Genomic DNA, 14,815 nt, shown 5'->3' on the forward strand with positions numbered 1-14,815 from the left:
TGCTAAGACATTATTGGCACTCTGGCCTGGAGAGTGCAAGACGCGGCCCGCCCGTTCGCTCACGGCCGCAAGGAGGGCTCGGAGCGCACGTCGAACTCGCGGCGCAGCGCCCGCCGGGCCGCGTGCCAGCCACCCATCCCGTGCACACCTGGCCCGGGCGGGGTCGACGCCGAGCAGAGGTACACCCCCTCGGCCAGCAGGTACGGGTCGGGCGCGGACGTCGGCCGGGCGATCATCTGCCACATCGTGGCGGCGCCGGCGGAGATGTCACCCCCCGGGTAGTTCTCGTTGTGCCGCTCCATCTCCGCGGCAGGGATGCACCGCGAGCCGACGACGACGTCGCGGAACCCCGGCGCGAACCGCTCGATCTGCCGGACGACCTCGTCCGTGACGTCCTGCGGCGACCCCGCCGGCACGTGCGCGTAGGCCCACAGCGGCCGGACGCCACCGCGGACCCGGCCCGGGTCGGCCACCGACGGGTCGCTCACCAGCACGGTCGGCCGGTCGGCGTGCAGCCCGTTGGCCACGGTGTCCTCGGCGATCACCATCTCGGCCCGGGTCCCGCCCACGTGCACGGTCGCGGCCCGGCCGACGTCGGGCACGCGCCACGGCACGGGACCCGACAGGACGAAGTCGACCTTGGCCGCGGCGTTGCCGTACCGGAACCGCCGCAGGGCCGCCCGGCGCGCGCGGCCGATCCGGTCGCCGGCCACGGCCAGCGCGGTGGCCGGCGTCGTGTCGAACAGGACGGCGCGGGCCGGCGGCAGGTCCGACCAGCTCGCGACCCGGCGCCCGGTCTCGACCGTGCCACCGTGCGCCTCCAGGTCGCGGACCAGCGCGTCGATGATCACCTGCGACCCGCCGACAGGGATCGCCCACCCGCTGTCCGCGTGCGCGAGCGCCGCCAGGAGCAGCGCCGTGCCCGCGCCGCCGAGCGACGGCAGGGGCGTGATGTTGTGCGCCGCAACCCCGGTGAGCAGGGCTTTCGCCTCCTCGGTGAGGAACCGCCGGTCCCAGCGCGGGCCACCCTGCTCGAGCACGGCCGAGCCGAACCGTAGCCCGGGCCCCACCATCGAGGCGAGGGCCGCAGGCCCGCTCACCCCGGCCAGCATGCCGCGGACCGTCCGCTTGTCACCGAGGGCGAGGGCCGTGACCTGCCTCCACTGCTCGGCGAGCGGGCCGAGCAGGTCGCGCCAGGCGTCGCCGTCGGGCCCGAGGCGCTCGGCGGTCCGGTCGAGGTCGCGGAACGCCAGCCCGGCCCGGCCCCCGTCGATGGGCTGTGCGTAGGCGACCTCCGGGGCGACCAGCTCGACGCCGCGCGCGCCGAGGTCGAAGGCGCGCAGGAACGGTGACGCCCAGGCCATGGGGTGCACGGCGGAGCAGAGGTCGAAGAGCAGGTCGTCGGCGAGCTCCGGGACCCGGACGGTGCGTGAGCCGCCGCCGACCGTCGGCTGCGCCTCGAGCACCCGCACCCCCATCCCGGCGCGGGCGAGCGTCACCGCGGCCGCCAGGCCGTTGGGCCCGGAGCCCACCACAACCGCGTCGAGCAGGGTCATCGCTCCATCGAATCACGAGGAGCCCGGGATGTGGTCGGTGACATCGGTCGCACGGCGCGTCGCCCGCCCGCCGCCCCTCCCCTTCGAGACCGAGGTTGCTTCGCTTTGAGGCGCGTCAAAGCGAAGCAACCTCGGTCTCGAAGAGAAGTTGTGCGGCCGGCGTCGGGGCGGGGCGGCGGGACGGGGCGGCGGGGCGCGGGCAGCAGTGCGGGACGACGGCGGCGGCGCGGGCGGGGGTCCCGCGCAACGGAACGAGCAGCCGCGGTACGGGGCGGCTGCTCGTGGGCCGGGCATCGTCGTCCGGTGAAGTACGAGGGCGGTCGTCGTCGGCCGCCGGGGGTCGGACGCCGGGGTCTGGGTCCCGGCAGTCCTGTGGGGGGAGTTCGGCGGGCGACGGGCGGGCCCTTCCCGCCCGTCGTCCCATCGATATCAGAGCGGACGAACCTGCTCTGCCTGCGGACCCTTCTGCCCCTGCCCCACCTCGTACTCGACGTTCTGACCCTCATCGAGGGACCGGTAACCGTCGGTCTGGATCGCGCTGTAGTGAACGAAAAGGTCCTGGCCGCCGGCGTCCGGGGTGATGAACCCGTACCCCTTCTCGGCGTTGAACCACTTGACGGTGCCCTGGGCCATGCGTAGTTCTCCTTGTACCTCTGCACGGGACACTCGGTCGACCCGTGGTGGTTCGAGCCTAGTGGTCCGGCTCACACCAGGGAACCCTCTATGTCCGGTATGAGGCATTAAGCGCAGGGCGAACGCGCAGGTCAGAGCGCCGCGCGGCGACTCCGGTAAGCGAATATCAAGGTAGTGGTACAAGTTGGCGACAACATCCGCCAGCCTGTCAGCCCGCCAGCGGAGTCACCAGGATCACCCACACACCCTCGGTCGGGTGCGCGGAGACGTCCTCGGACGGCTTCACGTTGGCGGCGTCGATGCCGAGCGTCTGTGCGATCGCGGTCGCCGTGTCCGCGCGGTCGCCGCCGTAGAGCACCGTGTTCGCGGTGACCGAGCCGGCGGCCGGGCCACCCTCGACCCCGGTGTTCTTCGGCTCGATCTGGCCCTCGAACCCGGCCGCCTGGAGGTTGGTCTGGGCAACGGTCGCCATGCCGTCCATACCCTCGCCGCCGTTGTTGTACACACCGATGATCGTCTCGGCGGACTTGTTCGCCTTGGCGGGGTCACCGGGGTACTGGGCCGCGGGTGCGGACTGGGAGGTCGACGGCGAAGGGCTGGGGGAACTGCTCGGCGGCGCCGAGGCCGACGTCGAGGGCGACGCGCCACCCGACGCCTCTGCCGGGTCGTCACCTCCCGACAGCAGTGTGATGCCGCCCCACGCCACGGCGGCGCACACGACGGCGACGAGCAGGAACGGCCAGGCCGAGCTCCAACCGCTGCGCGGCGCGCGGTGCACACCCACAGGTGCGCCCCCGGGGACGGCGACGTCGAACTCGTCGGGCGGGTAGGGGTAGCCACTCTTCGTCACGGCAGAGAGAGTAGCGGGTCGTTGTGACGGATCGGTGCCGTCTCAGTGGTTCTCGTCGGCCAAACGGCGCCCGGAACGGCTCCGCTGCCGGGTCGCGCGGAGCCTGCGCAGCCGTGTGACCAGCATCGGGTCGTGCTCGAGGGCGGCCGGGGAGTCGATCAGCGCATTCAACACCTGGTAATACCGGGTGGCCGTCATCCCGAACAGCTCGCGTGCCGCCTCCTCCTTCGCGCCCGCGTACTTCCACCATCTCCGCTCGAACGCGAGGATCTCGCGGTCGCGGTCCGAGAGCTCGGTCCGGGGCGCGGCGGGCTCGACGTCCCGGACCGCCTCGGAGGCACCCGACGGCGCCTCCTCGGTGACCGGGACGTCGGCGACGTGCAGCAGGGAGTCCCTCACGGAAGGCGCCAGTCGACCGGCTGGGCGCCCTGCTGCTCCAGGAGCGCGTTCGCCCGGGAGAACGGACGGGACCCGAAGAAGCCGCTGCGCGCCGACAGGGGGGACGGGTGCGCGCTCTCGACGACGGGCACGTCACCCAGCCACGGCTTCAGGTTGCGGGCCTTCGCTCCCCACAGGATCGCCACGAGCGGCCCGCCCCGGGCCACGAGCGCGCGGATCGCCGCCTCCGTGACGGCCTCCCAGCCCTTGCCGGCGTGCGAGTCGGAGGAGCCGGGCCGGCAGGTGAGCGTCCTGTTCAGCAGCATGACGCCCTGGTCGGCCCACGGGCGCAGGTCGCCGTTGGACGGGAGCGGCACACCGAGGTCGGCCTGCAGCTCCTGGTAGATGTTGGCCAGCGACCGCGGCACGGGCCGCACGTCCGGCTGGACCGAGAACGACAGGCCCATGGCGTGACCCGGCGTCGGGTACGGGTCCTGGCCGACGATGAGCACCCGCACGTCCGCGAGCGGCCGCTTGAACGCCGCCAGCACGTTCTCCCCCGCGGGCACGTAGGTGCGCCCTGCCGCGACCTCGGCGCGCAGGAAGTCGCCCATGGCATGGATGCGCGGCTCCACGTCGGCGAGCGCCTCGGCCCAGTCCGGGGCGATGACCTGCGACAACGGCGACGGGGTCGGCGCCTCGGCGGCCTCTGCAGGGGGTGTCGGGTTCACGGTGGTCTCCACGTCCAGGAGGCTACCGGGAGCCACCGACACGGACAGCCTGTGCCAGCCGTCACACGCCTGTCCGACCGAGTAGCAGGTACACGGCGGGGCCCCGGCGCGACAATGAACGCCGTGAGCGCATCGACGACCCCAGACCCGGAAGGCCCCTCGACCGACGTCCCCACGTCCCCCGTCCGCTGGGCGCGGTACGTCGCCATGGGCGACTCCTTCACGGAGGGCCTGTGGGACCCGTACCCCGACGCCCCGGACGTGCAGCGCGGTTGGGCGGACAATCTGGCGGCGCTGCTGTCCGCACGGCGCATCGCCGCCGGTGAGGCCCCGCTGGAGTACGCGAACCTCGCGATCCGCGGGCGCAAGCTGCGCCCGATCGTCGCCGAGCAGCTCGACATCACGGTCGACGCGCGCCCGGATCTCGTCTCGCTGGTGGGCGGCGGCAACGACATCCTGCGGCCCGCGGCGGACGTCGACGCGATCTCGGCAGCACTGGAGGACGCCGTCGTCGCGCTCCGGGCGACCGGGGCCGACGTCCTGATGGGCACCGGGTTCAAGGCGGGCGGGTCCCTGAGCTGGACCAACGGCCGGGTGGGCGTCTTCAACGCCAACGTCTGGTCCATCGCGCGCCGGCACGGCGCGCACGTGCTGGACCTGTGGGGCATGCGGGCGCTGGGCGACCTGCGCCTCTGGTCCGCCGACCGCATCCACCTCACTCCGGAGGGCCACCAGCGGGTGGCGAACGCGGCGCTGGTCGCGCTCGGCCTGGAGCCCGAGGACGCCGCCTACGACACCCCCCTGGACGCCGCCCCGCCCGTGGCGTTCCGCGACTCGGCGCGGGCCAACGCCGCGTGGATGCGCGAGCACGTGGGGCCGTGGGTCAAGCGCCGCCTGACGGGCACCTCCAGCGGTGACGGCCGGTCCGCGAAGTGGCCGACGCCGCAGTCGTGGCCGCGCGCATGACGCCGCACGTCACCGTACACTTCCCAGGGTGAATCTCGGAGGCTTCCCGGTACGCCGGGGAGCCTCCGTCGTCATATACGGGCGCCCGCCCGTGCTGCGCCCGAGGACCGGTGGATGGTAGAGACGATCATGACCACGAGCACCCCGCTCACCGAGGGCACGCCGCACCTCGGCCGCCGGCGCCGCTGGACGCTCCTGGTGACCGTGGGCACGGGCCTGCTGCTGATCACCCTCGACAACTCGATCCTCTACACGGCGCTGCCCACCCTGACCCGCGAGCTCGACGCGACCTGGTCGGAGAGCCTGTGGATCATCAACGCCTACCCGCTCGTGATGACGGGGCTCCTGCTCGGCACGGGCACGCTGGGCGACCGGCTGGGGCACCGGCGCATGTTCCTGTCCGGGCTCATCGTGTTCGGGCTGGCGTCCTTCATGGCGGCGACGGCGCCCACCCCGGAGGTGCTGATCGCGGCGCGCGGCCTGCTGGCGGTGGGTGCCGCGGCGATGATGCCCGCCACGCTGGCGCTGATCCGGGTGTCCTTCCCGGACGAACGCGAGCGCAACATCGCGATCAGCGTGTGGGGCAGCCTCTCGGTGGTGGGCGGCGCGCTCGGGCCGATCGTGGGGGGCGCCCTGCTCGAGCACTTCGCGTGGGGCTCGATCTTCCTGGTGAACGTGCCGGTCGTGGTCGTGGCGGCGGTGGTGGGGGTCGCCGTCGCGCCCGCCGACGACCCGCACCCCGACGTCCGCTGGGACTTCATCTCGTCGGTGGAGGCGCTGGTGACGCTGGTCGGGCTGACCGTGCTCATCAAGGAGGTCGCGCGGACGGAGCGGGACGGCACCGTGCTCCTCGCCGCGGCGCTCACCACGGTCGTCGCGTGGTGGGTGTTCGTGCGCCGGCAGCGCCGTCTGCCCTTCCCGCTGCTGGACCTGTCGATCTTCCGCAACGCCGCCTTCGCCTCCGGCGTGCTGGCGGCCACCATCGCCATGTTCGCCATGGGCGGCCTGCAGCTGGCCACCACGCAGCGGTTCCAGCTCGTGACGGGTTTCTCGCCCCTGGAGTCGGGCCTGCTGGTGGCGGCCGTCGCGGCGGGCTCGCTGCCGTCGTCGCTCCTCGGTGGCATGTTCCTGCACGTCGTGGGCCTGCGGGTGCTGATCGGCGGCGGTCTGGGCGTGGGCGCCATCGGCGTCGGCTGGACGCTCGTGGGCGTGGAGCACGGGTTGTTCTGGCTGCTCGGCGGGCTGCTCGTGACGGGGCTCGGCCTCGGCGCCGCGATGTCGGTGGCCTCGACCGCGATCATCGGCAACGCGCCGGCTCGCCGGGCGGGCATGGCGTCGTCGGTCGAGGAGGTGTCCTACGAGTTCGGCAGCCTGGCCGCCGTCGCGCTGCTCGGCTCGCTGCTGACCACGGTCTACACCCTGACCGTCCGCCTGCCCGAGGGCGCGCCCCCGGAGGCCGCCCGCTCCATGACGGACGCCCTCACCGCCGAGGGCACCGGCCCGGAGGTGCTCGACGCCGCGTTCCAGGCGTTCGGGAACAGCTACGAGGTGGTCATGATCGTCTGCGCGGGCGTACTGGCTGTGGGCTCGGTGCTCACCACGGTGCTGCTGCGCCGGTACGGTCCGGGCTCGGAGTCGTCGGCCTACGGATCGAGCCACTGAGGCTCCTGCAGCCAGTTCGGTCGCCTGCCCTGAGATCGGTCGTTCGAGCGACCGATCTCAGGGCAGCTGACCGACGTCGGCGAGGTCTGGCTCAGCGAGCAGGCGGACGACCGCCTCCGCCGACTCCTCCGGGTCCACGCCGTCCGTGTACACAGTCGCCGTGGCGACCTCGGCCGGCAGCGGGTCGGCCACCCACCCGGCGATGAAGTCGTGGCCCTCGATGAGCCAGTCCCGGCCGCGGGTCCGGCGCGCACGCTCCCGCAGCACCGCCACGCAGCGGGCCGGGTCGGGGCTGGGACGTACGTGCACGACGTGCCCCGCCCGCCCCAGGGCCGCCCGCACCCGCTCGCCGTGCGCGGCGTCGGTGAAGCTCGTGTACCCGGCCCCCAGCGCGACGACGGCACCCGGATGGTCGCCCAGCACCCGCTCCACGGCGTGCGCGCGGGCCGGCTCCCACTCGGCCTCGGCCGCGAGCCAGCCGACGGCCTCGTCCCGCGCGAGCAGCCGCTCCAGGGTCCAGCCCACCTCCTGCCCGTACGTCCAGGACACCTCGTCGACGTCGACGAACGGCCGACCGAGACGTGCGGCGACGAGCCCGCCGAGCGTCGACTTGCCGGCGGCGAGCGGGCCCACGAGGACCACGGTCCGGGCGTGCTCAGGAGCGACGGGGCGCGACACGGGGCCTCCTGCGGGTGTCGGACGACGGCCCCGGGTACGACAGCAGGCCGGCACCGAAAGGTACCGGCCATCGCGCGAGCGTCCAGGCCTCCTGCGGCTTCGATCGGAGTCTTTGCCTACCTGTCATGCAAGAACGCGGGCAAGTGCCCAGCCATGCTCCCGGCATAGGAGCCGCGCCGCATCCCTCGGGCTCTTGATTCCGGCAGGCGCCCACCTGAGGCGCGAGAGCTAACGCCCACCGGTGGGCCTGCGATCATCAAGCCATGGACCCCGAGCTGCCAACAGTTCGCCTCAACCTCTGGCGAGCTGACGCCGTCGTTCTCTTTGACTGGCTCATGACCGTCGATCTGAATGCCGTACCCATTTCGCACCCTGCAGAGAAGCAGGCGCTGGTGGATCTGCTGTCGCGGTTCGAGCAAGACACCGACGTCATCTCGGCGTCGCGGGGAGAGATCGACGTGGCTCGCCAGGAGGTCGCTCGGGACATGGGCTGGTAGTACTCGACATGAACGGCAAACGCAGGTACTCCGGCCCGCCCGATGCTCAGCGCGTGTGACAGGCGGGCACGCAGTGGGCGCATCCGTTGGCCATCCTGTAGCCCCGCCGCTTGGCCTCGGCTACTGCGCCGCTGCACGACGCGAAGTAGCCAAGGTTGAGCCGGTTGCTTGGAGACGGGAGGCACCTCCTGGTGGATGCCAGGTCGTGCACCTCGTAGTCCCCGTTGGACTGAGCATTCTTGTTCACGCAGTAGTTCGGCATGGCGTGACCTCCTATGGTCTTTCGGCTCACACGTCTTCGTGTGCGCTCGACGCTATTCCTGGTGGTGAATGCGGTGCCGCAAAAGAAGGGGTTAGTGGCGGGTGAGGCGTTTCGCCTGCTGAAACCGACCGGGCTCCGTGACCACGTCCGCTCCGGCCGAACGCTCGAGCTACGGCGCCGAGTCGTGGCGTAGCCGATGCACGCAGAGCGCCGCTTCGCGACACCTCGACATCGGAGAGATGGACACCGATGGGTGTCCCTGCTCAGCGTCGCGGAGACACGGATGGTCCGATGCGTAGTCAGGCATTTCGTCAGGCACGGCCCGCTCTCCGGCCCCGGGTACGACAGCAGGCCGGCACCGAAAGGTACCGGCCTGCTGTGCTGCGTGGAGCCGCCTGTCGGGTTCGAACCGACGACCTTCCGCTTACAAGGCGGGAGCTCTACCAGCTGAGCTAAGGCGGCGGGCGGGGAACAGCCTAACGGTTCCGGCCCGGGAGGGAAGGGCGGGGCCCCGGGCCTCGGCCCGGGACCCCGCCGTTACCGCAGTGTCGTCACTCGGACGGCTCGGTGGAGGGCTCCGTCGACGGCGCGTCCGACGGCGGCGCCTCGCCCGTGATCGCCTCGGTCAGGGCGCCGACGGCCTGCCAGCCGTTGAAGCGCTCGCCGTCGATCAGCACGGTGGGCGTACCCAGGCCGCCGGTCTCCGGGTTGATGACGGCGGGGTCGTCGCTCGCGACCTGCGTGGCGGCCGTGACCCACTCCTCGTAGGTGTCCATGGCGTCGCCGCTCGAGATGCCCGAGGCGACGTCGACCGGCACGCCGGCGTCCCCTGCGATCTGGCCGAGCTGCTCGTCCGTCAGACCCGCGGTCTGCTCCTCCGGCTGGTTGGCGAACAGCGCCTCGTGGTACGCGTTGAACTGCTCGGGCGCCCGGTCGGCCACCCAGGCGGCCGAGGCGGCGGCCCGCGTGGAGTACTCGGTGCCCTTCGAGGTGCGGTCCAGGATCGAGATCGGGTGCACCACCAGCGTGACGTCACCGGCCTCGCGCATCTCCGTGATGCTCGCGCCGTTCAGCGACTCGAACTGACCGCAGATCGGGCACATGTAGTCGACGTACACGTCGAGCGTCTTGGCGCCCTCGTTCTCGGTGCCGGCGGCGCCGTCGGCCCCCACGGGGATCCCCGTCTGCTCGACGACACCTGCGGGGATGTTCTCGACCTTCTCCATGGGGGTCTTCTGACCCTCCGCGACGATCAGCCAGATCGCGACACCGAGCGCGATGACGGCGAGCGCGAGCCCGCCGAGCACGAGGATCCGGTTGCGCTTCTCGCGGGACTGCTGCTTCTTCTGGAGAGCGAGGGCCTCGGCACGGGCCGCGTCGCGGCGCTGCGCCTTGGTCTGATTCGTCGACATCGGGGTCCTTCGAGATGCGGGCCAATGGGGCGAGGCGCGACACGCGCCTCAGGTAAGACTACTAGCGCTCGCTGGGAGAGCCCTGGACGTTTCGTTACGATCCGGACCCGCTACCAGGTGACCTCGGGCCGGGCGCCCAGGGGCCACCAGAGCACGTCGACGGCGCCGTCGAACAGCGGGGCCGCGGCCAGCACGGCGAGCGCCAGCAGCACCACCACGAGCACCGCCTTGACGCGCCACGAGGGCGCGATCCGGCGCAGGAGCGGTCCGGCGCCCATCCGCGTCCCGTACGACGCCGGGCCCCACCAGGTGACCAGCACCGTGACGAGCATGGCCACCGCGAGCACGAGACTGTCCACGATCTGCCGGTTCACCCCGCCCAGCGACCGCGCCTCGATGGAGGGCTCGGGCGCGATGATCACGTTGCCCGGGCCGAACACGGCCAGGCCGATCAGCACGACGATGACGCCCGCGCAGACGCCGACGGCCGCGGCGGGCAGCACGCCGAACACGGCGCGCACGAGGTGCCAGGGCGAGAGCAGCGTCGCGACCAGCGCGTCGGACCGCGTGGGCCCGCGGCGCGCACGCCGGCTGCGGAACTCGTCGACCGCGATGCCCGCGAGGCGGGCCACGACCAGGGCGGCGACGAGCGTCACGACGGCGATGCCGGGCGCGGTCGCGGCGAGCGCCACCAGGGCCAGCCCGGCGGTGAGGAGAACGCCCGCGAAACCGCGGACGCGCGCGGGGCTCACCGCTACGGGGTCGAGGGACGGGGGTGCGACCGACGGCGGCGCGGGCCGCGGCGCTCCGACCGCGCGTCCGGTGACCGAGCGTCCGCGGACCTGGCCGGCGGGCGTGGCGGCGAGGTCGGTGACCCCGCCGACGGCGCCGCGGCGGCGGGCCGCTGCGCCGGCCGCGACGCCTACCCCCGTGCCGCCCGCGGCGGCGGAGACGGGCGGGCGTCCGACCGGGACGCCGTCGGGCATGACCCGCGTGGAACCGACGTCGGCCGTGGTCTCGGCCGTGGCCGCCGACCCGCCGAGCACGACCGTCTGGGGGCCGTCGGCGTCCTCCGTCCGGGCGACGAACGCCTCCGACTCGGCCTTGAGTGCCCGGGCCACCTCGTCCGGTCCCCAGCGTTCGGCGGGCACGGCCCGCAGGGCGGCGCGCAGGGCCCGCTCGGCGCGCGGCGGCAGCCCGTCGAGGTCGGCGTCGCCCTGCCGTGACCGGCGCAGCACCAGCTCGGTGGGGCGGACACCGAACGGCGCGCGCCCGGTGCCGCCGAACGCGAGCACGGCGGCCCACGACCACCAGTCGGTGTCCGGGCCGGGCTCGGCGCCGTCGAGCAGCTCGGGCGCGAGGTAACCGGGCGTGCCCATGACGAAGCCGGTGCGCGTGGCGCGGGGGTCGTTCGGACCCTGAGCGAGCCCGAAGTCGATGAGCACGGGCCCGGTCCGCGCGATGAGCACGTTCGACGGCGTGAGGTCCCGGTGCACCACGCCGGTGCCGTGCACGGCCTCCAGCGCGTCGGCGAGCTGGTCGGCGAGCTCGAACAGGTCGCGGGGGTCGAGAGGGCCGCGCTCGTCGATCTCCTCCTCGAGCGTGGGACCCTCGACGAGCTCGGTGACGATGAACGCGTCCGGCCCCTCCAGCTCGGCGTCCAGCACCCGCGCGACGGCGGGGTGGCGCAGGCCCTGCAGCGCGGCGGCCTCGCGGCGCAGGCGTTCGCGGGCGGCCGGGTCGTCGAGGTGGCGGTGCAGCATCTTGAGCGCGACGGCGCTGCCGCCGCCGTCGACCGCCCGGTACACGGCGCCCATGGCGCCCGACCCGATCTCGCGCACGACCGTGTACCCGCCGAGCTGTGCGCCGGCGGCAGGTACGCCCACGACCGAGGTCTCCGCCTCCTCCATGAGGCACACGGTATCGGCCGCGCACAGGCGGTGCCCGCCAGGCTCGGTGCGTTGACCAGCACCGGGACGGGCCCGGGACGCGAGTGAAACAGATCTCGTTACCCTGACCAGGTACAAGACCTCGGTAGTCTTGACGCAGGACAGCGTGACTCTTCTACAGCCAAGGAGCAGTACATTGCCGGGTAAAGACGGGTACGATCTGGTCGTCGTCGCGAACCGGCTCCCGGTCGACTTCTCGGTCGGCCCGGACGGCGACCTCACCTGGCAGCGGTCACCGGGCGGCCTCGTCACCGCCCTGGAGCCCGTGATGCGGGACGCCGACGGCGCCTGGGTGGGCTGGTCCGGCGCCCCCGACCTGGCGCACGAGCCGTTCACGGCCGACGGGATGCTGCTGGTGCCCGTGACGCTCAGCGCCACGGAGATCGAGCGCTACTACGAGGGCTTCTCCAACGACACCCTCTGGCCGCTCTACCACGACGTCATCGCGCCGCCCGCCTACCACCGCCAGTGGTGGGACGCGTACCGCCGCGTGAACCAGCGCTTCGCCGACGCCGCCGCCGAGCAGGCCGCCGAGGGCGGCGTGGTCTGGGTGCACGACTACCAGCTCCAGCTGGTCCCCCGCATGCTGCGCGACCTGCGCCCCGACCTGCGCATCGGGTTCTTCGACCACATCCCGTTCCCCCCGGTCGAGCTGTTCGCGCAGCTCCCGTGGCGGCGGCAGATCATCGACGGCCTGCTGGGCGCCGACCTCGTGGGCTTCCAGCGCAACGGCGACGCCGCGAACTTCGTGCGGTCGGCGCGCCGTCTCACCGGGTACACCACGCGCGGCCCCGTCATCACCATCCCGGACGCCGACGGGCGGCCCGGCCGGCACGTGCGCGCGTCGTCGTTCCCCATCTCCATCGACTCCCGCCGGTTCGACACCCTGGCGCGCACCCCCGAGGTCCAGGCCCGCGCCAAGGAGATCAAGGCCGACCTCGGCAACCCCGACATCCTCATGCTCGGTGTCGACCGCCTCGACTACACCAAGGGCATCCGGCACCGCATCAAGGCGTACGGCGAGCTGCTCGACGACGGCCGCCTCGACGTCGAGCACCACACGCTCGTGCAGGTGGCCAGCCCGAGCCGCGAGAACGTGGGCGCCTACCAGGAGCTGCGCGAGCACGTCGAGGTCCTGGTGGGCCGCATCAACGGCGAGTACGGCGAGCTGGGCCACTCGGCCATCCACTACCTGCACCACTCCTACCCGCCCGAGGAGATGGCGGCCCTCTACCTGGCGGCGGACGTGCTGCTGGTGACGTCCCTGCGCGACGGCATGAACCTCGTCGCGAAGGAGTACATCGCGGCCCGCTCCGACGACCGCGGCGCGCTGGTGCTGAGCGAGTTCACCGGCGCCGCAGACGAGCTGTCCCCCGGACCGCTGCTGGTCAACCCGCACGACATCGACGGCATGAAGGACATCATCGTGGCCGCCGCCACGATGGACCCCAAGGAGCAGCGGCGGCGCATGCGCCGCCTGCGCCGCAAGGTCCTGGCCGACGACGTCGCCAAGTGGTCGGAGTCCTTCCTCGGCGTGCTCACCGCCGTGCCCGCCCGGCCCCTCACCGTGGACCCGCGCGCCGCCGAGCCGCGCCACCACAACCTCCAGGACGCCCTGACCGCCTTCACGACGGTGCCCGAGGGTGCCCCCGCGCGGGGCGGCCGCCTCGCCGCGCGCATGAACAACGGCAACGGCCGACGCCGGAAGCCCGCCACGGGCTGGCTGCTCGCGTGCGACTTCGACGGGACCCTGGCGCCGCTGGTCGACGACCCCAAGGCGTCCGCCATGACCCCCGCCGCACGCGCCGCCGTCGAGCAGGTGCACGCGCTCACGCAGGAGGGGCCCGTGCGGCTCGCGTTCGTCTCGGGCCGGGACCTGTCCGACCTGGCGGAACGCACCGTCGCCCCGGACGGCACGTTCCTCGTGGGCAGCCACGGGGCCGAGGCCGGGCGCGCCACGAGCACCGGAGTGGAGCAGGTCCCGTTCCACCTCAGCACCACGCAGTCCGGCCAGCTCGACGCGCTGGTCGCGGGCTTCGAGTCCGCGGTCTCGGGCCGGGAGGGCGCGTGGGTGCAGGTCAAGCCCGCCGCCGCCGTCGTGCACACGCGGCTGGCGAGCGTGGACGACGCCGCCGCCATCACCGTGGCCGCCGACGAGGTGGCCGCCAACCTGGGCCTGCCGGCGATGCACGGCAAGGACGTCGTCGAGGTGTCGGTGGTGACCACGAGCAAGGGCGAGGCGCTGCGCCGCCTGCGCGGCACGGTCGCGGCCGAGCTCGGCGTCGAGAAGGTGCGCGTGCTGTACGCGGGCGACGACACGACCGACGAGAACGCCTTCGGTGCGCTCGAGTCGGGCGACCTGACGATCAAGGTCGGCACGGGCGACACGCTCGCCTCGCACCGGGTGCCCGACCCGGACGCGCTCGCCGCCGTGCTCGCCGACCTGGCGCGGACGCTGCGGGGAGAGGACTGAGACGCGGCCTGACCCCGCCGTGACCTGGCCGATACCAGGATCTTGACGATGCGGGGTACGATCGCGCTGCAACAGTGTCACCGCAGACACGCAAGTGGAAGCAACGACACCCGACCACAACGGATCGTCCGGCACGTACCTGCCGGTGGAGGGATGTTTTCTCATGGCTACGGTCACCTTTGACCACGCGACGCGCGTCTACCCGGGCACGGAGCGCCCGGCCGTCGACCAGCTGAACCTGGAGATCGAGGACGGCGAGTTCCTCGTCCTCGTCGGCCCGTCCGGCTGCGGCAAGTCCACCTCTCTGCGGATGCTGGCGGGTCTGGAGGACGTCAACGGCGGGCACATCTTCATCGGTGACCGCGACGTCACCGACGTGCAGCCCAAGGACCGCGACATCGCGATGGTGTTCCAGAACTACGCCCTGTACCCGCACATGTCGGTCGCGGACAACATGGGCTTCGCCCTGAAGATCGCCGGCACCCCCAAGGCCGAGATCCGCCAGCGTGTCGAGGAAGCCGCCAAGATCCTCGACCTGACCGAGTACCTGGACCGCAAGCCCAAGGCCCTCTCCGGTGGCCAGCGCCAGCGCGTGGCCATGGGCCGCGCCATCGTGCGCCAGCCCCAGGTCTTCCTCATGGACGAGCCCCTGTCCAACCTGGACGCCAAGCTGCGCGTGCAGACCCGCACCCAGATCGCCTCCCTGCAGCGCCGCCTGGGCGTGACCACGGTCTACGTGACCCACGACCAGACCGAGGCCCTCACGAT

General features: G+C 72.7%; 13 protein-coding genes and 1 tRNA gene. 5 read left to right on the top strand and 9 right to left on the bottom strand.

Annotated elements, in window-relative coordinates; all coding sequences use genetic code 11:
* Positions 1–59: 59 nt before the first annotated feature.
* From APR03_RS10350 to APR03_RS10370, 5 genes are all read right to left on the bottom strand, one after another.
* Positions 60–1,556: a phytoene desaturase family protein gene (locus tag APR03_RS10350; protein ID WP_253835391.1), complete on the bottom strand. Its 1,497-nt coding sequence runs from the start codon at positions 1,554–1,556 to the stop codon at positions 60–62.
* Between the two features lie 429 nt (positions 1,557–1,985).
* On the bottom strand, positions 1,986–2,189 hold the full coding sequence (locus tag APR03_RS10355) for a cold-shock protein (RefSeq protein WP_119141903.1): 204 nt from the start codon (positions 2,187–2,189) through the stop codon (positions 1,986–1,988).
* Between the two features lie 208 nt (positions 2,190–2,397).
* Positions 2,398–3,039: a LytR C-terminal domain-containing protein gene (locus tag APR03_RS10360; RefSeq protein WP_253835393.1), complete on the bottom strand. Its 642-nt coding sequence runs from the start codon at positions 3,037–3,039 to the stop codon at positions 2,398–2,400.
* Between the two features lie 42 nt (positions 3,040–3,081).
* Positions 3,082–3,438, bottom strand: coding sequence for a DUF3263 domain-containing protein (locus APR03_RS10365; RefSeq protein ID WP_253835395.1), 357 nt, complete (start codon positions 3,436–3,438; stop codon positions 3,082–3,084).
* On the bottom strand, positions 3,435–4,097 hold the full coding sequence (locus APR03_RS10370) for a uracil-DNA glycosylase (RefSeq protein ID WP_253835458.1): 663 nt from the start codon (positions 4,095–4,097) through the stop codon (positions 3,435–3,437). Before APR03_RS10370 ends, APR03_RS10365 begins: the two co-directional genes overlap by 4 nt.
* Positions 4,098–4,262: 165 nt before the next feature.
* Here APR03_RS10370 and APR03_RS10375 point away from each other — a divergent pair, with 165 nt between their 5' ends.
* Both APR03_RS10375 and APR03_RS10380 read left to right on the top strand, forming a co-directional pair.
* A complete protein-coding gene (locus APR03_RS10375) occupies positions 4,263–5,114 on the top strand; it encodes an SGNH/GDSL hydrolase family protein (RefSeq protein ID WP_253835396.1) in 852 nt (283 codons plus the stop codon).
* Positions 5,115–5,228: 114 nt separating this feature from the next.
* Positions 5,229–6,776: an MFS transporter gene (locus tag APR03_RS10380; protein WP_253835398.1), complete on the top strand. Its 1,548-nt coding sequence runs from the start codon at positions 5,229–5,231 to the stop codon at positions 6,774–6,776.
* A 57-nt stretch (positions 6,777–6,833) separates the two neighbouring features.
* On the opposite strand, the gene APR03_RS10385 is transcribed toward APR03_RS10380, so the two are convergent.
* Entirely contained in the window at positions 6,834–7,454 is a 621-nt protein-coding gene (locus APR03_RS10385) for a shikimate kinase (protein ID WP_253835400.1), read from the bottom strand.
* Between the two features lie 263 nt (positions 7,455–7,717).
* Here APR03_RS10385 and APR03_RS10390 point away from each other — a divergent pair, with 263 nt between their 5' ends.
* The gene (locus APR03_RS10390) at positions 7,718–7,951 is read left to right on the top strand and encodes a hypothetical protein (protein WP_253835402.1); all 234 of its coding nucleotides are present in this window, start codon (positions 7,718–7,720) and stop codon (positions 7,949–7,951) included.
* A 648-nt stretch (positions 7,952–8,599) separates the two neighbouring features.
* Here APR03_RS10390 and APR03_RS10395 read toward each other — a convergent pair.
* The 3 genes from APR03_RS10395 to APR03_RS10405 form a co-directional block, all read right to left on the bottom strand.
* A tRNA-Thr gene (locus tag APR03_RS10395) sits at positions 8,600–8,675 on the bottom strand.
* A gap of 89 nt (positions 8,676–8,764) precedes the next feature.
* Positions 8,765–9,625, bottom strand: coding sequence for a DsbA family protein (locus APR03_RS10400; protein WP_253835404.1), 861 nt, complete (start codon positions 9,623–9,625; stop codon positions 8,765–8,767).
* A gap of 110 nt (positions 9,626–9,735) precedes the next feature.
* Positions 9,736–11,535, bottom strand: a complete 1,800-nt coding sequence (locus APR03_RS10405; RefSeq protein WP_253835406.1) for a serine/threonine-protein kinase — start codon at positions 11,533–11,535, stop codon at positions 9,736–9,738.
* Positions 11,536–11,710: 175 nt separating this feature from the next.
* On the opposite strand from APR03_RS10405, the gene otsB reads away from it, so the two are divergent.
* Both otsB and APR03_RS10415 read left to right on the top strand, forming a co-directional pair.
* Positions 11,711–14,047, top strand: a complete 2,337-nt coding sequence (gene otsB, locus APR03_RS10410; protein ID WP_253835414.1) for a trehalose-phosphatase — start codon at positions 11,711–11,713, stop codon at positions 14,045–14,047.
* 163 nt (positions 14,048–14,210) lie between these two features.
* Positions 14,211–14,815 (top strand): ABC transporter ATP-binding protein (locus APR03_RS10415; protein WP_253835416.1); only part of this gene is annotated, 605 nt, incomplete at its 3' end.

It is taken from the genome of Promicromonospora thailandica (genome assembly GCF_024171955.1).
In the GTDB taxonomy this organism is placed as follows: domain Bacteria; phylum Actinomycetota; class Actinomycetes; order Actinomycetales; family Cellulomonadaceae; genus Promicromonospora; species Promicromonospora thailandica.